Source organism: Lactobacillus sp. ESL0230 (assembly GCF_003692805.1).
In the GTDB taxonomy this organism is placed as follows: Bacteria; Bacillota; Bacilli; order Lactobacillales; family Lactobacillaceae; genus Lactobacillus; species Lactobacillus bombicola.
Genome location: NZ_REHI01000008.1, coordinates 280,155 through 297,783 on the forward strand (window position 1 = coordinate 280,155; position 17,629 = coordinate 297,783).

General features: G+C 34.5%; 20 protein-coding genes and 1 riboswitch. Of the genes, 12 read left to right on the top strand and 8 right to left on the bottom strand.

What is annotated here, in order from left to right; translation table 11 throughout:
• Positions 1–105: 105 nt before the first annotated feature.
• The 8 genes from thiD (F5ESL0230_RS07820) (at position 106) to F5ESL0230_RS07855 (ending at position 7,108) form a co-directional block, all read left to right on the top strand.
• Positions 106–918 (top strand): bifunctional hydroxymethylpyrimidine kinase/phosphomethylpyrimidine kinase, encoded by an 813-nt coding sequence (gene thiD, locus F5ESL0230_RS07820; protein ID WP_369931604.1) that lies wholly within the window; start codon positions 106–108, stop codon positions 916–918.
• Positions 919–982: 64 nt separating this feature from the next.
• Complete coding sequence (locus F5ESL0230_RS07825; RefSeq protein WP_122022298.1) at positions 983–1,654, top strand: type 1 glutamine amidotransferase; 672 nt, start codon at positions 983–985, stop codon at positions 1,652–1,654.
• A gap of 102 nt (positions 1,655–1,756) precedes the next feature.
• On the top strand, positions 1,757–2,731 hold the full coding sequence (locus F5ESL0230_RS07830; RefSeq protein ID WP_122022299.1) for a LacI family DNA-binding transcriptional regulator: 975 nt from the start codon (positions 1,757–1,759) through the stop codon (positions 2,729–2,731).
• Positions 2,732–2,815: 84 nt separating this feature from the next.
• Complete coding sequence (locus tag F5ESL0230_RS07835) at positions 2,816–3,124, top strand: PTS sugar transporter subunit IIB (RefSeq protein WP_122022300.1); 309 nt, start codon at positions 2,816–2,818, stop codon at positions 3,122–3,124.
• Complete coding sequence (locus F5ESL0230_RS07840) at positions 3,124–4,383, top strand: PTS sugar transporter subunit IIC (RefSeq protein ID WP_122022301.1); 1,260 nt, start codon at positions 3,124–3,126, stop codon at positions 4,381–4,383. The genes F5ESL0230_RS07835 and F5ESL0230_RS07840 overlap by 1 nt, the downstream gene beginning before the upstream one ends.
• Positions 4,383–5,477: a DUF871 domain-containing protein gene (locus F5ESL0230_RS07845; protein ID WP_122022302.1), complete on the top strand. Its 1,095-nt coding sequence runs from the start codon at positions 4,383–4,385 to the stop codon at positions 5,475–5,477. The genes F5ESL0230_RS07840 and F5ESL0230_RS07845 overlap by 1 nt, the downstream gene beginning before the upstream one ends.
• Before the next feature lie 18 nt (positions 5,478–5,495).
• Complete coding sequence (locus tag F5ESL0230_RS07850) at positions 5,496–5,828, top strand: PTS lactose/cellobiose transporter subunit IIA (protein ID WP_122022303.1); 333 nt, start codon at positions 5,496–5,498, stop codon at positions 5,826–5,828.
• Between the two features lie 44 nt (positions 5,829–5,872).
• Positions 5,873–7,108 (top strand): alpha-L-fucosidase, encoded by a 1,236-nt coding sequence (locus F5ESL0230_RS07855; RefSeq protein ID WP_122022304.1) that lies wholly within the window; start codon positions 5,873–5,875, stop codon positions 7,106–7,108.
• 10 nt (positions 7,109–7,118) lie between these two features.
• Here the strand turns inward: F5ESL0230_RS07855 and tenA are convergent, their stop codons facing one another.
• The gene (tenA, locus tag F5ESL0230_RS07860) at positions 7,119–7,778 is read right to left on the bottom strand and encodes a thiaminase II (RefSeq protein ID WP_122022305.1); all 660 of its coding nucleotides are present in this window, start codon (positions 7,776–7,778) and stop codon (positions 7,119–7,121) included.
• 91 nt (positions 7,779–7,869) lie between these two features.
• A riboswitch (TPP riboswitch) is annotated at positions 7,870–7,973 on the top strand.
• 71 nt (positions 7,974–8,044) lie between these two features.
• On the opposite strand from tenA, the gene thiM reads away from it, so the two are divergent.
• Genes thiM through thiE form a run of 3 tightly spaced genes read left to right on the top strand, consistent with a single transcriptional unit; the run spans position 8,045 to position 10,324 of the window.
• A complete protein-coding gene (gene thiM, locus F5ESL0230_RS07865) occupies positions 8,045–8,833 on the top strand; it encodes a hydroxyethylthiazole kinase (protein WP_122022306.1) in 789 nt (262 codons plus the stop codon).
• 13 nt (positions 8,834–8,846) lie between these two features.
• On the top strand, positions 8,847–9,656 hold the full coding sequence (gene thiD / locus F5ESL0230_RS07870) for a bifunctional hydroxymethylpyrimidine kinase/phosphomethylpyrimidine kinase (RefSeq protein ID WP_122022307.1): 810 nt from the start codon (positions 8,847–8,849) through the stop codon (positions 9,654–9,656).
• A gap of 5 nt (positions 9,657–9,661) precedes the next feature.
• Positions 9,662–10,324, top strand: a complete 663-nt coding sequence (thiE, locus tag F5ESL0230_RS07875) for a thiamine phosphate synthase (RefSeq protein WP_122022394.1) — start codon at positions 9,662–9,664, stop codon at positions 10,322–10,324.
• Positions 10,325–10,506: 182 nt separating this feature from the next.
• Here thiE and F5ESL0230_RS07880 read toward each other — a convergent pair whose 3' ends face one another.
• The 3 genes from F5ESL0230_RS07880 to F5ESL0230_RS07890 form a co-directional block, all read right to left on the bottom strand.
• On the bottom strand, positions 10,507–11,262 hold the full coding sequence (locus tag F5ESL0230_RS07880; RefSeq protein WP_122022308.1) for a hypothetical protein: 756 nt from the start codon (positions 11,260–11,262) through the stop codon (positions 10,507–10,509).
• On the bottom strand, positions 11,259–11,717 hold the full coding sequence (locus F5ESL0230_RS07885; RefSeq protein WP_090092622.1) for a LytTR family DNA-binding domain-containing protein: 459 nt from the start codon (positions 11,715–11,717) through the stop codon (positions 11,259–11,261). Before F5ESL0230_RS07885 ends, F5ESL0230_RS07880 begins: the two co-directional genes overlap by 4 nt.
• A 185-nt stretch (positions 11,718–11,902) precedes the next feature.
• On the bottom strand, positions 11,903–12,820 hold the full coding sequence (locus F5ESL0230_RS07890; protein ID WP_122025012.1) for a helix-turn-helix domain-containing protein: 918 nt from the start codon (positions 12,818–12,820) through the stop codon (positions 11,903–11,905).
• A 145-nt stretch (positions 12,821–12,965) separates the two neighbouring features.
• Between F5ESL0230_RS07890 and F5ESL0230_RS07895 the strand changes: the two genes are divergently transcribed.
• Entirely contained in the window at positions 12,966–14,192 is a 1,227-nt protein-coding gene (locus tag F5ESL0230_RS07895) for an MFS transporter (RefSeq protein WP_122022310.1), read from the top strand.
• Positions 14,193–14,329: 137 nt separating this feature from the next.
• Here F5ESL0230_RS07895 and F5ESL0230_RS07900 read toward each other — a convergent pair whose 3' ends face one another.
• From F5ESL0230_RS07900 to F5ESL0230_RS07915, 4 genes are read right to left on the bottom strand one after another with little or no spacing between them, the layout of a single operon-like run.
• Entirely contained in the window at positions 14,330–14,944 is a 615-nt protein-coding gene (locus F5ESL0230_RS07900) for an AAA family ATPase (RefSeq protein WP_158592435.1), read from the bottom strand.
• Between the two features lie 10 nt (positions 14,945–14,954).
• Positions 14,955–15,797 carry a class II fructose-bisphosphate aldolase gene (locus F5ESL0230_RS07905; protein ID WP_122022312.1) on the bottom strand — a complete coding sequence of 281 codons (843 nt, stop codon included), beginning with the start codon at positions 15,795–15,797 and terminating at the stop codon, positions 14,955–14,957.
• Positions 15,798–15,829: 32 nt separating this feature from the next.
• Positions 15,830–16,261 carry a hypothetical protein gene (locus F5ESL0230_RS07910; RefSeq protein ID WP_122022313.1) on the bottom strand — a complete coding sequence of 144 codons (432 nt, stop codon included), beginning with the start codon at positions 16,259–16,261 and terminating at the stop codon, positions 15,830–15,832.
• A 19-nt stretch (positions 16,262–16,280) separates the two neighbouring features.
• Positions 16,281–17,612, bottom strand: coding sequence for a PTS sugar transporter subunit IIC (locus F5ESL0230_RS07915; protein ID WP_118907109.1), 1,332 nt, complete (start codon positions 17,610–17,612; stop codon positions 16,281–16,283).
• Positions 17,613–17,629 lie beyond the last annotated feature (17 nt).

A 17,629-nucleotide genomic window follows, 5' to 3' on the forward strand; every position in this document is an offset into this window, starting at 1 on the left:
TTACTACCCCACCTTGCTTTTACAAGAAATAATTATAGCATTGTCCTTATTTTTTAAGTTATACTGTGAACATAAAACTTTTATTTAAAAGAGGATTACATAATAATGAAAAAAGAAATTATTACTCTGACAATTGCAGGAAATGATAGTGATGGTAGTGCTGGAATGACTGCAGATTTACATTCATTTTATGCCCGAAAAGTATATGGTATGGGGCTTTTAACTGCCGCTGTTGCTGGAAACACCACGGGAATCTATGCCCAAGAAGTAATGCCCATTTCATTTATTCAAAAGCAATTTGATGTTCTAAATGATGACTTTGCAATTTCAGCTCTTAAAACTGGAATGCTGGCTAATAAAGAAATTATTACTTGCGTTGCAGCTAACTTGCGTAAATATGATATGGGTAAGATTGTCATTGATCCTGTTATTATGACTAAACATGGCAATACCCTGCTTGACGATGACGCTTACCAAGCTTTCTTAGATGAACTACTACCACTTGCTGATATCATTACACCTAATTTTTATGAACAACAAAAATTAACAGGGCTTTCTTTGGATTCAAAAGAAGAAGTGCTGATGGGGGCAAAAATGTTACAAGCAATGGGAGCGAAGAATGTTTTAATGAAGGGGCGCCACGATAGTCCTTACCAAACCCAAGTAACCGATCTACTGCTGGCTGCTGACGGTCAGGTTTATGAATTTACTAAACCGTTTATTAATACTGAACGAATTAACGGCACAGGCGATACCCTATCAGCAGTTATTGCTGCTGAACTTGCCAAAAAAATGTCAATTATTGACAGTGTTAAAATTGCTAAAGATTTTACTTATGAAGCAATCGCTCATCCAATTGAAGTTGGCTCAAAATATGGTCCAATTAATCATTTCGCTGCCCAAGAAGATATTGAATAATTATCTTTTGCTCACGCTTTACCTTTAGGATATACTTTAACCAAAGAATAGAGGTAGAGATAAAATGGCAGATAAATCAATTAAAATTGCATACTTATACGAAGACCTAATGAATACCTATGGTGATTCTGGTGATGTCAAAATTATTCGCTATTTACTAAAAAAACAAAATTATACAACTCAAATAGATAATATTTCTTTAAACGATAACTTTGACGCTTTTGACTATGACTTTGTTTTTTTTGGTGGTGGCCAAGATTTTGAACAAACTGTAGTTGCCAAAGACTTACCACGTCATAAAGATACTTTAACCAACTATATCAATAGTGACGGCCCAATGTTAGGTGTTTGTGGGGGCTATCAATTAGTTGGTACTTATTACAAAACTAATTCTGGCATTACAATTAAAGGACTAGATATCTTACCCTTCCACACCGTTTTTAAGTCAGATAAGCGAATGATTGGTGATACTAGGTATCTGAGCGACTGGGGTGAAGTTAGTGCCTTTGAAAACCATTCAGGACAAACATATTTTGATGATAAAGAAAAACTGCATCCTTTAGGCAAAATGATTGAAGGTTATGGTAATAACCCCCAAGATAAAGTCGAAGGGCTACGTTATCATAACTTTATTGGTACTTATTCTCATGGACCATTATTAAAAAACCTTAATGTCGCCCAAGCAATTGTTGATATGATTTTGGCTCGGCATGAAAAACGACTTGCGGCTCAATAAGTTAAAATAAAGTTTAATTTTAAAAAATTCTGTATATTAAAATAATACCTGCATTTAAATATTCGGGTATTTTTATTATGTATCTCCAAAGAAGGATTTATAATGTCTACAATAAAAGATGTTGCAGCTTTAGCAGGAGTCTCAATTGGGTCTGTTTCAAATTACTTAAATGGCAAACAGCAGCGAGAGAGCACTTCTAAACGAATAAAGAAAGCAATGAAGCAATTAAATTATCATCAAAACATCATTGCTAGTGGCCTTAAAAAAAATAAAACAATGTCAATTGGTATTGTAATAAATCAGTTAACTGATTTTTTCTCAATGTCGATTGTTTCTGCAATCGAAACTTATGTTGAAAAATTTGGTTATAGTATTATTGTTTGTGACTATCATGATGATAAAGAACGTTTTGAGCAAAAAATAGATTTTCTACTCAACCGCTCTATTGATGCAATAATAGTTTTTCATCAAGACCACTCTACTCCCATGCTTCAAAAGGTTGTTGAAAATAATATTCCAATTGTTGCTATTGATGCTCCAATTCAAGGAATTAATTCCGATGTAGTTGTAGTTAATAATTATGATTCTTCTAAGACTGGCGTAAACTACCTGATTAACAAGGGTTATAAGAATATTGGTATCATTGCTGGATCACCCAAAAATTATATTTCACAAAAAAGGCAAAGAGGATACGAGAGTGCGTTAAAACAAAATGGTATAACAATTAAATCTGAATATATTTGGCAAGGAGATTATACAATTCAGTCAGGCTACGAAGGCTTTACTCAACTAATAAACACGGTTAACTTAGACGCAATATTTATTATTAATTACTATATGTCTTTAGGAGCTATGAAAGCTTATCTCAAAATTAAGAAGCAACCAAAAATTGAATTCCTAGTCTATGATCATTTTTTTGTTAATGACATCTTTTATCCAGATGTAAATTCAATCGAACAACCAGTTGAAAAAATAGGGGTAACAGCGGGTAAGTTATTAATAAACCGTCTAGAAAGCCTGACTACTAATAAGGACTATCAAATAGTTTATTGTAACAATTTTTTTAAACACACTTAGAAAGCGCTTGCTTTTATAGAAGCAAGCGCTTATAATTTGATTGTAATTTGAAACGATTCATTTTATTTAAAAGGAGGAAAAATTATGAATATTTTATTAGCTTGTGGTGGCGGAATGAGCTCATCACTTCTTGCAACTACTTTAACCAAAGAGGCAGCTAAACACAATCAAAAATGGAATGTTCAAGAAACTAGTATTGACAAAGTTACTGATAACTTAAATAGTACAGATTATCAATTTATACTACTGGCTCCACAAGTATCTTTTAAAAAGAAGGATTTTGAAGCAGAGGCAGAGCGCCATCATACCAAATTCATTCTAATTCCTATGACCATGTATAACCCTGCGAGAGTAGGTAAATTATATGATTTAATTGCTAAGGAGACAGAATAATGAATTTTGATTCTATTTCAGAAAAAATGGGAAGTATAGCAAATAATCGTTATTTGACTGCTATTAGAGACGGTATGTCCGTCATCATTCCTGTTTCAATCATTGGTTCATTTTTTACAATACTACTTAACTTACCTATTGATTCCTGGAAAACTTTCATTCAACCATATTCCTCAATTTTGTCAGTACCAATGTACTACTCAATTAATTTGATGGCTATTTATTGTGTTTTTTCTATTACAGCACATTTATCTAAATACTATAAAATTGATCCAATCTCTACTGGAGTACTGGCTGAAATGTCCTTTTTCATCCTAGCAATTCAACCTCTTGTTTTGGATAAGCCTAAGGGTGGAATAGCTCCAGGTACTTATGTATCAATTGCAAACATGGGCGCACAAGGGTTATTTACTGCTATACTTTGCGCAATTTTTACTGTTGAAATTGTCCGCTTTTTTAATGAAAAAAATTTAGTGATTACCATGCCAGATGGTGTACCAGCAGCTGTGGGAAAATCCTTTAGTGCATTATTCCCAGGCATTGTAATCATAGTTATTTCATTTGTTCTCAAAGAAATCTTTAAATTAGATATCAATGGCATTTTGACTTGGATCTTTTCCCCAATTGGCTATTTTGGTCGGGATACTTTCTTATCAGCCATTGTTCCGGTTCTTTTGATAACTTTAATTTGGCTTTTTGGTGTACACGGAATGGTTATCGCTACACCGATTCTTTATCCATATTGGTATGCGAACCTTAATGCTAACGTAACTGCAGTTGCTCATAACCAGGCGCCAGTACACTTTATGACTGAACAATTTTTCCAGTGGTTTGTCTGGGTTGGCGGAGCAGGGGCAACACTGTCATTAGCCATACTCTTACTTTTATTTGGTAAATCAAAATTTAGTAAAACAATGGGGGCAGTGACCATTGTTCCTTCAATTTTTAATATTAATGAGCCCCTAATATTTGGCATCCCTATTATTATGAATCCCTATTTTGCAATTCCATTTGTTTTAGCACCTACAGCAATGGCAGCTGTAACCTATGTAGCAATGAAACTTCACTTAGTTGCTTATACTACTGCAGTTGCACCATGGACTTTACCTGGACCAATCGGTGCATGGATGGCTACAGGATTTGACTGGCGGGCAATCGTTCTGTGTATTATTAATATTTTAATTTCACTAGTCATCTATTATCCCTTCTTTAAAATGTTTGACAATAATCAATTAAAATTAGAACAAGGAGAAAATTAATGAAGGGAATCTCGGTTTACCCAAATAAAAGTAACGTTGATGATTGCATTCATTATATTGATCGCGCTGCTACTTTAGGATACAAGCGTATTTTTACTAGTCTACTAGAATTGACTGGTGATTGCAGTGAAATTCTAAATCGATTTAAAATAGTTTTATCTCATGCTAAAAAACAGAAAATGTGGGTTAGCTTAGATGTTAATCCAGGGCTATTCGACCAATTAAATGTCAGCTACAATGACCTTTCTTTTTTTAAAGAATTAGGTGCTGATATAGTTCGACTAGATTCAAACTTTGATGGCATGCCTGAATCAGTCATGACTTACAATCCCGAAAAGCTAACAATAGAAGTAAATATTAGTAATGACACAGGTAATTTAGCAAATATTATAAGTTATAGCCCTGTTAAAAAAAGAATTATTGGCTGTCATAATTTTTACCCACAACGTTATACCGGATTGGACACGAAATATTTCTTACATACAACTAAAAAATATCATGATTTAGGAATACGCACAGCTGCTTTTATTTCCTCACCAACAGCTGAAATTGGTCCTCATCCCTACAATGCTGGATTACCAACTTTGGAAATTCATAGAGACTTACCAATTGAACAACAGGCACAGTACTTAATTAATACTCAATTAATTGATGATATTATTATAGGTAATTCATTTGCAAGTGATGCTGAATTAGAAAAAATAGCAAAATTAGATTCAAATATTCCCCAATTTTTTATTAAATTTAGTTCAACAGCAACTGAATTGGAAAAAGAAATTGTGTTAAATAACCTACATTTTAATCGTGGGGATATTAACAGTTATGCCATACGTTCTACTTTTGTCAAACTAAAATATAACCAATATGATTTACCAATTAATAATCCAGTCGATAAGTTGCGGCGCGGTATGATTACGATTGGAAATAATGACTTTAAACAGTACAAAGGCGAATTAAATATTGTAAAACAAGAAATGAATAATCAGGATCATTTAAAAAATGTAGTTGCACATATATTAACTCGTGACTTACAATTTATCGACTTTATCAAACCATGGGATAAATTTAAATTTGTTGATATTGACAGTTATTAAAGAATCAGGAAGTAATTTATGGAAAATTTAGAAGAAATTAGTTTTGAAATTATTAGTCACTCGGGACAGGCAAAATCTAATATTATGGAAGCAATTACTAAATCGCGACATAGCGATGAAAATCCACAACCTTTATTAGATTTAGCTAAAAATGAGTTAAAACAGGCTCAAGAAGCTCACTTTAAAGTTTTATCGTCTTTTGCTAAAACAGGTGAAAACAAAATAGATCCTTTATACATGCATGCAGAAGACCAAATGATTACGGCTGAAAGTTTCCTTGATTTTGCAACAGAATTAATTAAAACCAATTTAGAATTAATCAAACTAAAACAGGAACTTGTAAATAAGTAAACTATCCTGCAGTTTAATAATTTAAGTTGACTAAAGGAAAAATAATGCATATAGAAACCAAAATTAAAAATTTTGAAAAAATGGGAATTGGGTTATTTATTCATTGGGGACTATATTCGAAATTCTCTCAAGGTGAATGGTCTCAAAATATCCTAAAAATCAAAAATTATCAATCTGCATTTCAAGAATTTAAACCAATTGAAAAAAATATTACAGATTTAGTTAAATTAGCAAAAAAAGCTGGTTTTAAATATATTGTACTGACAGCTAAACATCATGATGGTTTCTACTTATTCGATACAAAAGGTATTAATTCTTTTGATTGTGTCCACACCCCATTTAAAAAAGATATTATTAAAATTTTTACTGATGAATGCCATAAACAAGGTATAGCACCATTTATTTATTACGCTACATATGACTGGAATAATACTAAATATCATGAAAACTTCAGTGAGTATTTAATAGAATTACGTAAATTAATCAGGCTGATTTGTACTAACTATGGACAAATCGGTGGTTTCTGGTTTGATGGTAATTGGAATAAACCACAAGCAAATTGGCAAGAAGAAACATTATATCAAGAAATCAGAGAATTACAGCCACAGGCAATTATTATCAATAATACCGGACTAGAAAGGCAAGGGCAAAGTGAAGGAAAAAAAGTTGATGTCATAACTTTTGAACGCGGTAATCCAAAAATAGTTCACCATGTTCAAGATAATCGTTATTTAGCGGCAGAAACATCATTAACTCTAAATAAACACTGGGGAAATGCTAAAAATGATCTCAACTATATCTCAGCTAAGCAATTAATTGAACAAATATGCCATACACGCAAAGTTGGCGCAAATTTATTAATTAATGTTGGACCAGAATTTGATGGTTCATTGAATGTTCATTGCCAATCATTACTTGAAATTGTAAGTCATTGGATGAAAATAAATCACGAAGCAATTTACGGTACTGCTAATTATGAATACCCAACATATCCTTCAACATCAAACATTCATGATTTTATCAAAGGTCGTTATCTCTTCGTTGATAATCTTGGTAATATTGGTAATAGTAATGTTATTTTAGGCGGTGAAAAAGCTCGTCAACTTGTTTTTAATAATTGGCCAAATAATCAAAAAATTAGTCATATTGTTTGGTTAGATAATAATAAAAAATTAAGCTTTAAACAAAACTATACTCAAAAATCACTAGAGATTTCAGCTGATGGATTTGAATATGGAACTAATTTAATTGAACGAGTTGCCAAAATTTATTATAAATAATGCACATATTTTATTTCCACTGCTCTTTTGCGTAAGCCATTTGCCAAAACTGTAATTCGTAGTAGCTACTGCGAATAAAAGCTGTTTGCATCATTTGACGATCAGTTGCGGTGGCTTGACTAGCCAAAATATTTATTAATTGCAAAATATGTGTCACATTGACCTTATACCAGTCACTATCATAAGTATCTATCCATGTTTGATAGAGTGCTACGGGTGAGCCAACTTCAGCTAATTTTTGCCCAATTTCTTGATACAACCAATAACAAGGAACAATTGCAGCGATTGCTGGGGCAAAGCCATCACGTTCGAGTGTCAGATACATATGATTGACATAATTATACGCCGTAGGCGCAACCGCTGTTTGTCTAATTTCCATTGGAGTAATTTTTAATTCCGTAAAAAAATCACTGCGGACAGACCATTCGCAAGCCTTAAGATCTGCTTCACTCTGCAATAAAAATTGTTTGATTTGCGGATTACCTGCTTGTTCAGCTAATAGATGATGGAACTTACTAAATTCAACTAAATAATATCGATCCTGCAGTAAATAAAACCGAAATTTTGTTAACGGTAGTTGGCCACTTTGTAATTCTGTAATGAAAGGATGCACCAGACTTTTTTGCCATATATTTTGTGCTACTTTATGCAATTGCTGCGTGAAACTCATTAATTTGCCTCTTTTCTACTTTATTAATTTTATTCTTATTTTATGCCTATTTTTAATTGTATTAAACAGAAAAAATCATTATAATAGAAAGCGATAACACGAGGGGAGCCCCCATCGCGGCTGAGATGGAACTACGTTCTAGACCCTTTGAACCTGTAAGCTAATTCTTGCGTAGGAACGTGTCAATAACCGTTAAGCTTTGACACATGATAGTGTCAAAGCTTTTTATTTACGCAAGTAGGCTAGTGCAATTGTTGGAGGTTGAAATGAAGTTAAATATTCTCAATGAATTACGAGAAAAAAATCCGGTTGTTTTAAATGCTGCTAATTTTGTCACCGTTCAAGATGTTGCTAATAGTTTAAATGCTATTGGTGCTTCACCAATTATGAGTAAGGAAATTGCCGAAGCCGAAGAAATGGTTAAGATGGCTTCAAGCGTTACCCTTAATCTCGGCACCTTAACCCAGTTGCAAATTGCCCAAATGAAAAAAATAGGCGCTTTAGCTACCCAAGATAAAAAGCCTATCGTATTTGACCCTGTCGCTGTAGGAGCGGTTAATTATCGTCTGCAAACAGCGCAGGACCTCCTCCACAGATTTCCAGTTAGCATAATCCGTGGTAATGCTGGCGAAATTGCAGCTTTAGGGGGTTTTGAATGGAATGCCCGAGGAATTGATGCCGGTTCGGGTTCAGGTAATCTTGACCAAATCACCCAAAAAACGGCTCAAAAATTGGACTGTGTTGTTATTGCTAGTGGTGCAACAGACACAATCAGCAATGGCAAGAAGATTGCACATGTTTACAACGGCACCCCGCTATTTCAAGCCCATGTTGGCTCAGGTGATGTACTATCTAGTATTGTGGCAGCTTTTGCATCAGTTGGGGCTGATCCATTTGAAGCAGCTCAAACTGCCACCTTGGTATTTGCAGCTACTGGCGAATTACTAGCTAAAGACCATCCAAAAATTGGCCCTGGCACGTTCGGTATGCATCTGATAGACTACTTGGCTAAAGTTCAAGTTGCCGATATTGAAAAAATAGCAAAATTTGACTAAAGGACGGCTTTTTATGACTGAAAAAATTAATTCTTTCCCCCAAGTATTAACAATCGCTGGAACCGATTCTGGTGGTGGTGCTGGTATTATGGCCGATCTTAAGACTTTTCAAATGCAAAAAGTTTTTGGTACAGCAGTGGTGGTAGCTGTTACCGCACAAAATACCCTTGGTGTACAAGACTCTTTTTTAATACCATTAGAACTAATTGACGCACAATTTACTTCACTTGCCGCTGATTTTAAGATCCGTGCCTGCAAAACAGGAATGCTTGGCGATGCAGCTCACGTGCATCAAGTTGCTCTTAACCTAAAAAAGTATGATTTTGGTCCCATTACAATTGATCCCGTAATGGTAGCTAAAGGCGGTGCACCCCTGCTAAGTAAGGATGCTGTTAAAACTGTCAAAGAGGAACTTTTACCACTTGCAGATTTAGTAACACCCAACTTGCCCGAAGCTGAAGTACTGACGGGAATTAAGGCAAGCAGCGAAAAACAGTATCCCGCATTAGCTCATGCCTTACAAGAGATGGGTGTGAAAAATATTCTAATCAAAGGTGGTCATGCTGAAAATGAACTAGTACGCGACTATGCCCTCTTAGCCGATGGTACCGATTTTTGGATTAGCAGTCCACGTACCCACACCAAAAGAACTCATGGCACCGGTGACACTTTAGCTGCAACAATTACAGCTCAGCTCGCTCACGGTCAAACTTTAAGTGCTGCAATTAAACTTGGTAAACAATACGTAGCCAAAGCTATCGCAGAAACCATCCAAGTTGGCCATGGTCACGGACCACTTAATCATTGGGTAAAAATAAACTAGGAGAAATTATGCAAAAATTTGATTCCACACAGTTAACCGCATATTTTGTCTGTGGAACACAAGACCTGCCCGCAAACAAAAGTCTACCAGAATTAGTAGAAGAAGCTCTCAAAGCTGGCATTACTGCTTATCAATTCCGTGATAAGGGTCCTAAATCAACTTTGAAACAAAGTGACCGCTTATCAATGGCTGAAGAACTACATCAGCTTTGTCAAAAATATGATGTGCCATTTTTTATCGATGACGATGTTGCTTTAGCCAAAAAAGTTCACGCTGAAGGAATCCATGTTGGTCAAGATGATGAAGATATTGCCCAGGTAATAAATGAAGTAGCCGGCCAGATGATTGTGGGCTACTCGTGTTCTACTATGACAGAAATTGCCAAAGGCGACCTTATTGCTGGCATTGATTATTATGGCAGTGGTCCAATTTTTACCACACAATCAAAAGACGATGCTGATCCAGAAATAGGTCTTACTGGTTTAGCTAAACTAGTCAAGCGCACTCGTAGACCAATCGTTGCAATTGGTGGCATTAAGGTTACAGATTTACCAGCAATTGCCCAAACTAATGTAGCTGGCGCAGCGGTCATTTCAATGATTTCCCAAAGTAAAGATATTAAAAAAACGGTTGCAGCAATGCTTACCACCAATTGGCAGCGACAATAAGAACAGTTAGCTTCTTCCTCGTTATTTAAAGTCTTAGCTAACTTCAAAAAAGGCAGTACTATCTTCAGTACTGTCTTTTTTACTTCTTTAAATATACTTCATAAGAGTAGTCTTTACTTTGCTTCAAATTTTTTCAATACTAGGAGGTTTTTAATACGGCTAGGTGCATTGTTACGGCTCTTTTAAATATAATTAATCGAAATTGAGACAAATCTACTTGATCCTCGCAGAATTACCGTTGGACCATTGCCTTTTGCTGTACCATTAATTTCTACTTCACCCAAAATAGTAGCTAAATTGTCCTTAAGTTGCCATGACAATGGCAAGTAGATTGCAACCTCACTCATTAAAGCATTGACATTAATTATCACCGTATCGCCAGCCGGTTTAGCAGAATCTAGATAAACACTAGTTGTACCCATTGTTGAATTAATAGTGACCGTTTCTAAGTTTTGTGAATGAACGTAGCGCGAAATTTCCGATAATTTTTGGTTAATCACGATATGACGTTCATCATTTTCACTGTTGTCATCACCAAAATCACTTTTGGTAGAGGTGAATTCGCCCTCCGTCCAACCTCTGCTTTGACGCTTATTGAAAAAATAAGATGTGTGATAGTGATGCCAGCTTTTTGCAAAAATCAAATGTAATCCCGCATACACTAAACAAGTTGCTAAAAGTAACGTCCACGGAACAATACTAGTGATGTGTAGTGGTTCAGCATAAACAATCAATAAAAAGGCGACTGAAAATACTGTACCAAACAAATTATGATTAACGAGGCTATTGATTAAGCTTACTGCAAAAATTACTGTCCAAAAAATAGTGGCCAAGCCTAAATGAAAAGATAAAAGCTGTAATTGATTAAGAATTAAGAAAACGGCTGCTGCCACTAAACCAATGCCCCACAAAATTTCTTTAATCTTTTGTTTTCTCATGATAAGGACCTTCTCTCATTTAATTTATCACTCAAATTATGATAATAACGGCGCGAAACGTAAACAACTTTGTAAGAATCTCGAAAATGTACTTGGCAATTAGAAATTGATCTAGTCAATGCATAAACCTGTTTTAAATTTAAAATAGTCGATTTAGAAACACGCATAAACTGCCAGCTAAGCAATTTCTCTAATTCATATAATTTATAATTAACGCTAAAAGAATTACCTTTTGTATGCGCAACTACTTGACGACCTTCCGTTTCCAAAAAGAGAATATCATCTAAATTTAAATAGTATGTCAGCTCATTTTTGTAACATTCTAGTTGATTGGGTCGTTCGCTTAGTTCTTGCAGTTGCCGATAGATTTCTTCTACTTCGGCTGTTAATTCTGGTGCCTGAATAGTAACCATTGTTTCAGCAGTATCCGCATTCAAATCAATTTTAACTTTCAAAACTCTCACCTACCTCTCAATTGGTAATTTTAATTAAACCCTAATTTAAACGTAAAAGCCAGCAACATGGTGCAAGTGGTTCCTTTATCTAAGTAAGCGGTCAATTTTAATAAGTAAATATCATAGTTAGAATTTTTTCACAAGTAATTGAAAAGATTCTGCCAAGAAAGATAACCCGCTAATAATTAACCATTTTGTTTTTTAAAAAATCGTTCTAATTCTTTGCCATACTCAGGCATACCCAATAAAGAAAAATTCTCAATTGCTATTTGGCAAATTTTCAAATACTCGTTTTTAGATTCGTAATGATACTTAACCATATTTTTAAGTAGTAAAATAACATTTTTATAAAAAAACAATTCAGGTTTAGTATCGATTTGATCTGCAGCTATAATTAAAAAGTGTGTTGCATCATATTCATTCTCTTCAATACACTGAATTAATAAATTACCAATAACAGTTAGAACCATTGCCAACGTCTTCACATCATTGGATCCTTGGAATTGCTTAATTATCCTTCTAGTAATTAACATATTACTTTCAAGATCATAGAACATCATAAAATTGCAATACAGCACTAACTTAGACTTATCAAAATTAGGTCTACTAAATATTTCATCTTTTAGAGCCTTTTTTTCTGTATCATTTAAATCTTCATTATTTACATTAGCAATATAAGCATCCAGATAAAGTAAGTCAGTCTCCTTATTTGGCAAATCACTTTTATCAACAAATTTTTTTAACTTCACCAATTCGTTTTTTGAATTCCGATAATAGGCATCGTTAATCACCGTCATTAATTCACGTTCTTGATTATATTTTGATTGTTTAGAATTATTTAGTTCACCAAAAAAATCAAGTAAAGAGACAGAATTATAACTCAGTAAACTTATTAAATCTTCTGCAGAAATACGATGAATATCTTTTTCTACCTTAGAGTAATAGGAAGGACTTACAATATCCCCAATCCACTCTCGTTGAGTTTTTTCTTTATTCAGTCGAAATTTTCTTAATAAGCTACCAATAGTCATAATTTTCTCCATTCCTGTTACTTGCAATACTATATTTTTAATTTTTATTACGCCTGAATTTATTTTTCCCAATCAGTATTAATATTATATTTGTTCGGATTCACTTGCCTCTTTCTTAATTTAGCCTAAAAATTTCGAATACGACATTTTTATATTTGAAATTATAGCCTATTTATAATAAAAGTATCATCAAATTAAGAAATGAGAGGCAAATATTATGAACATCTTTTTAAAGAATAAAAACTATAGAAAATTTACTCTTGCCAGCTGGTTATCTGGTGCAGGCAACATCCTTTTCTACCTGGCCCTCATGACTTATGCCAGTAAGTTAAAAAATTATTCCTTGGCCTTATCTTTGATTGCTATTACCGAGTCACTACCAGACTTAATTCAAAGTCTCAGTGGTTACCTGGCGGATCGGACGCAAAATAAATACCGCATAATTGTCTGGCTTGCAATCTTTCGCTTTGCTTTGTACATACTGGTGGCCCTGCTCTTCGTCACCAATATTGTAGGCTGGAACCTAGTTTTAATGGTTATCGGGCTCAACTTTGTATCTGATCTATCCGGCATGTACTCTAGCGGTTTACAAACGCCTCTAATCGTTGGCCTCGTCGGTGAAAATGAAATGGCCGAAGCCCAGGGTTTTACAGGCGGCGTATCACAACTAATTACACTAGTCGCCCAGTTTGTCGGTTCCGGGCTCCTGCTCTTCATGTCATATTCAGAACTAGCCGTGGTCAATGCCCTAACTTTTTTAGCAGCCGGCTTACTCTATGCCAACATTAGTGCAAATGTTCGCAAGCAGCAGCCTGACCAGAAAGAAGAGGTCAATGACCAAAGCTTTTTTGCCACGATTGGTTCATCACTCAAGCAAGTACGGCAAGCCCACGGACTCTTAACAATTGTTTTAGTTGTAGCTATGCTTAATGGTTTGCTCAGCTCTGTTGAGCCATTAATTTCAATCGTTATTGCCGGCAATAAAAGCATGCTTATCGGCAGCTATAGTTTTACCATCGCAATTTTAGGTGCTACTGCTGCAATCGGTTTGGCTCTTGGCAGTGCAGTTGGCACCAAGCTACTTAAAAGTACTTCACTTTTTCAGTTATCTTTATTATCTACCGTTAACAGTGCTATTATGGCCATTGCAATTCTAAATAAGAGCATCATAGCTTGCCTTATCTTAATGACCACTCTTGGCTTCTTAGCTGGTACGAGCAGTCCTAAGTTAATGCAATGGTTGGTTATCTCCGTAGATCGCAAAATTTTAGCTTCTTCAGCAGGTCTTTTAAACACCATCTTAGCAATTGCTGGTCCATTAATGACTACCTTATTTACCTCTATTGCCGGTGTAATCAACGTTACCTACGCCTTATACGGTGTTTTAGCTCTTAGTGTCATAGTTTTCATTGTTACTCTAATCGTAATGACAAAAGTTAACTAATACATAACTTAAAAATATATTTTTAAACAAATAAAAAGCGAGTTCTTAATACACTCGCCTTTAATATATTTAGCTTTAATACGGTACAAAAACTTAACTAGAAATTGACTTATTGGCTTACATTTATTTAAATCCAATTAGCTGTATCCTACCCATTTTTTAATTTTATTAATTAAAGCAGGATAATTTGCATGAGTAAAATCCGATACATCAAAAACTAAAGTTTTTCCCAATTTAAATTTGGCATAACCCCGTTGATCATTAAATTTTGTAAATTCAGCTTTTGTTTTTTGAATATCCATTTTTGTTCGATCAGATAAAGTATCACCCTTATGATAATGATTCATTATAAATCCTAGTGGGCGTTCTGGATCTAGATCACGTTCTTTTTGTCGCTGATATAAAATATCTAAATCACAAATAAGAGTAATTGTTATTATTTGAAATTTATACTTATCAGCCAAAATTTTTAAAGTATCATATTGCCGATAAGAAAAAGGGTAATCTGCAATAATCGATTGCCCTTTTTGCATTGATTTTTCAATACTTTGATAAAAAAGGGTATATGCTAAATTATCTAAGTTAGTTTTTTCCTTAATATTGTCAAACCCATTTTCTTCATAAAGCTTTTCTTTAAAAAAATCTATTGAAGTTTTATTAAAAAAATCAGGAATTTCTTTACAAATTATATTTCCTAAATAAGATTTCCCTGTACCTGGACTACCTGCCAGTAGCAACATTGTCTGTTTCAAAAAAGTCTCCTTATTTTGCATTCATAAATAAGCTAAGCTTATGTTTAATAATCTTTTTTACCTCTTCATTACATGGAATAATATTGTTACGGAGCGAATTATTAACTTCTGTTCCACCAAATTTTTCTTTAGCTGTTTCAGTCCATGCAACCAATAATTCTGTACCAACATTAAACTTGCGAACACTATTTTCAGTTAAGCGGTGGTAATCTTCTTCCTTAACACCCGTTCCGCCATGGATTACCATTGGTTTGTCAAGTTTATCATGCAATGTTTCGATTAAAGGAAAATTCAATTTTGTCTTTGATTGGAATTGTCCATGGTGTGTACCAACTCCAACAGCCAAAGCATCAACATCACACTCTTTTAAAAACTTAAGTGCATCTTCTGGTCGAGTGTAGCTACCTTCTTCAACAGTATACCCTTCTTCGGTACCACCAATTGTACCAATTTCACCTTCAACCGATACACCACGATGATGTGCATATTCAACTACTCGTTTAGTTTTTTCAATATTTTCCTTAAGTGGGAGTGCTGAACCGTCAAACATCACTGAACTATAACCTGCTGCAATAGCCTCCTCAATATCTTTGATATTACGGGCATGATCCAGATGAAGAACTACATCAACTGCCTGTTTTTCTGCCATACTCTTACAGACAGCAACAAAGTTCGCCATTCCTTCTGTATTGGCTGTACTGACCGAAGTTTGAATAATAATTGGCACACCTACTTCATGAGCAGCTTCAATCATTGCTGGCATCATTTCAAGATTATGTGCATTAAATGCACCAACTGTAAAATTTAATTCTTGTGCTTCTTTTAATACTTCATTTAAAGTTTTATAAGTCATCTTTATCCTCTTATAATTAATCAAATATTTTATTACCTTGAACGCATTATTTTCTTTGATAATGCCGTTAATTCATCACTTTTATTCAACCATTTTTGAATTTCTTCATTATCTTTTTTATAAGCTGCTACTTTGCGCTTTTCATCGTATAGGCTCAGCAAGCCGTCAAAAGCTGGACCAAAATCTTCATTACATTTTAAGCTATCTTCATAAGCTTTAATTGCTGAATCAATATTATTTAGTTTTTGATAATTTTGACCTAGTTCTGTTAATAAATCAGCATTTTGTTTATTTGAATCTGGTGAAGCTGTTTTTGCCGTACTTATTTGACTAGACAGTTGTTTTATTTTAGCCTCAATTTTTTGCCTTTCTTCCTCAGAAAGATTTACTTCATTTTTTTGTTCTTCTGTTTTAGTGTTATGCACTAAATCATTCGCTTTAAAAATTTTTGACCAAAACGACATTTTTAGTTACCCCCATTAATTAGCCAAATACGTGAAATGCAGGAGTAATTACCCAAAGATACAGTAATGCCGCAACAATCGTATCCACATCTGTTGCTGTTGCATTAACAAAGCCAAATGAAGATAGAGCTCCTACTAATAAAGCTGGCAGAAGCGTGATAAATAAGCCATGAACAATTCCACCAATAATAGCTCCTCGCTTCCCACCTACTGCATTACCAAAAATACCAGCAGTACCACCTGCAAAGAAGTTTGTAGTCATTCCTGGTAAGATTACGGCTAATCCTGCTAGAGGTGATAAAAACATACCAATTACAGTACCAATTGTAGTAGTAATAAAACCGATAATTACTGCATTAGGTGAATATGGAAACAGTACTGGACAATCTAAAGCCGGAATTGAATTGGGTACAATTTTCATTGCAATGCCACGAAATGCTGGTACAATTTCACCTAACATCAGTCGAACACCAGATAGCATTACATATACGCCTACAGTAAATTGAATTGCTTGCAAAAAGGCATAAATAATATAGTTGACTCCCCCGGCTACTCCACCCGCAGCTTTAAGTGACCAATACGGGCCTGCAAAAGCCGCTGTAATAACATACAATGGAATCATTACAACCATGATTGAAAGCGAATTGTCTTGTAAAAATGACATACTTTTAGGTAATTTGACATGCTCCCAGGAATCAGTTCTTTCCTTAATATTTGTAACTTGCTGATCAACTTTACGATCTCTAACTAGCCAAGCAACGCCGGCTTCTACCAAATAACCGATTGTACAAAAATGACCTAAAGCAACAGAGTTATTACCTGTAATTTTGCGCACAATTGGTTGCGCTAAAGCTGGCATTGCTATTGCAAAAACTCCACCAACAATGCTACCGATTAATATTAACGGGAACCCTTTTAACCCCGCAAAATGACCACCAATTACTGTCATCGTTGCCATCCAGAGTAAAGCCTGTCCTGTTAAAAACACATATTTCCATTTGGTAAAGCGAGCGATTAAAATATTAACTATAAAAATTCCTAAAAGAGTCAAGGCAATACTATTACCAAGTCCCAACTTATTCATTGCCTGACCATTAATTGCTTCAATACTGGGAACTATTCCCTTAGTATGAAAGCCATAATGGAAGATTACCGCAAAATAAGCTAAGCTTTGTTGAATTATTGCCGATCCAGCAGATAAAACTTCAAATCCTAGTAGGGTCTTTAAAGTTCCGCTAATCACTGCGCCTAATTGTTTTCCTTGTAAAATCAATCCTAGCATTGCAATTAAAGAAATCAAAATTGCAGCCTGTGTTAGGATATTATCAATTATCCATTGAATAACGGTCATTTTTCTCACTCCTTAGT

Coding starts and splice junctions, on each gene's coding strand:
- thiD (WP_369931604.1), top strand. CDS start 106: ATGAAAAAAGAAATTATTACTCTGACAATTGCAGGAAATGATAGTGAT.
- F5ESL0230_RS07915 (WP_118907109.1), bottom strand. CDS start 17,612: ATGACCGTTATTCAATGGATAATTGATAATATCCTAACACAGGCTGCA.
- thiM (WP_122022306.1), top strand. CDS start 8,045: ATGAAGTTAAATATTCTCAATGAATTACGAGAAAAAAATCCGGTTGTT.
- tenA (WP_122022305.1), bottom strand. CDS start 7,778: ATGAGTTTCACGCAGCAATTGCATAAAGTAGCACAAAATATATGGCAA.
- F5ESL0230_RS07835 (WP_122022300.1), top strand. CDS start 2,816: ATGAATATTTTATTAGCTTGTGGTGGCGGAATGAGCTCATCACTTCTT.
- F5ESL0230_RS07905 (WP_122022312.1), bottom strand. CDS start 15,797: ATGACTTATAAAACTTTAAATGAAGTATTAAAAGAAGCACAAGAATTA.
- F5ESL0230_RS07880 (WP_122022308.1), bottom strand. CDS start 11,262: ATGAGAAAACAAAAGATTAAAGAAATTTTGTGGGGCATTGGTTTAGTG.
- F5ESL0230_RS07910 (WP_122022313.1), bottom strand. CDS start 16,261: ATGTCGTTTTGGTCAAAAATTTTTAAAGCGAATGATTTAGTGCATAAC.
- F5ESL0230_RS07825 (WP_122022298.1), top strand. CDS start 983: ATGGCAGATAAATCAATTAAAATTGCATACTTATACGAAGACCTAATG.
- F5ESL0230_RS07840 (WP_122022301.1), top strand. CDS start 3,124: ATGAATTTTGATTCTATTTCAGAAAAAATGGGAAGTATAGCAAATAAT.
- F5ESL0230_RS07845 (WP_122022302.1), top strand. CDS start 4,383: ATGAAGGGAATCTCGGTTTACCCAAATAAAAGTAACGTTGATGATTGC.
- F5ESL0230_RS07895 (WP_122022310.1), top strand. CDS start 12,966: ATGAACATCTTTTTAAAGAATAAAAACTATAGAAAATTTACTCTTGCC.
- F5ESL0230_RS07850 (WP_122022303.1), top strand. CDS start 5,496: ATGGAAAATTTAGAAGAAATTAGTTTTGAAATTATTAGTCACTCGGGA.
- thiD (WP_122022307.1), top strand. CDS start 8,847: ATGACTGAAAAAATTAATTCTTTCCCCCAAGTATTAACAATCGCTGGA.
- F5ESL0230_RS07855 (WP_122022304.1), top strand. CDS start 5,873: ATGCATATAGAAACCAAAATTAAAAATTTTGAAAAAATGGGAATTGGG.
- F5ESL0230_RS07830 (WP_122022299.1), top strand. CDS start 1,757: ATGTCTACAATAAAAGATGTTGCAGCTTTAGCAGGAGTCTCAATTGGG.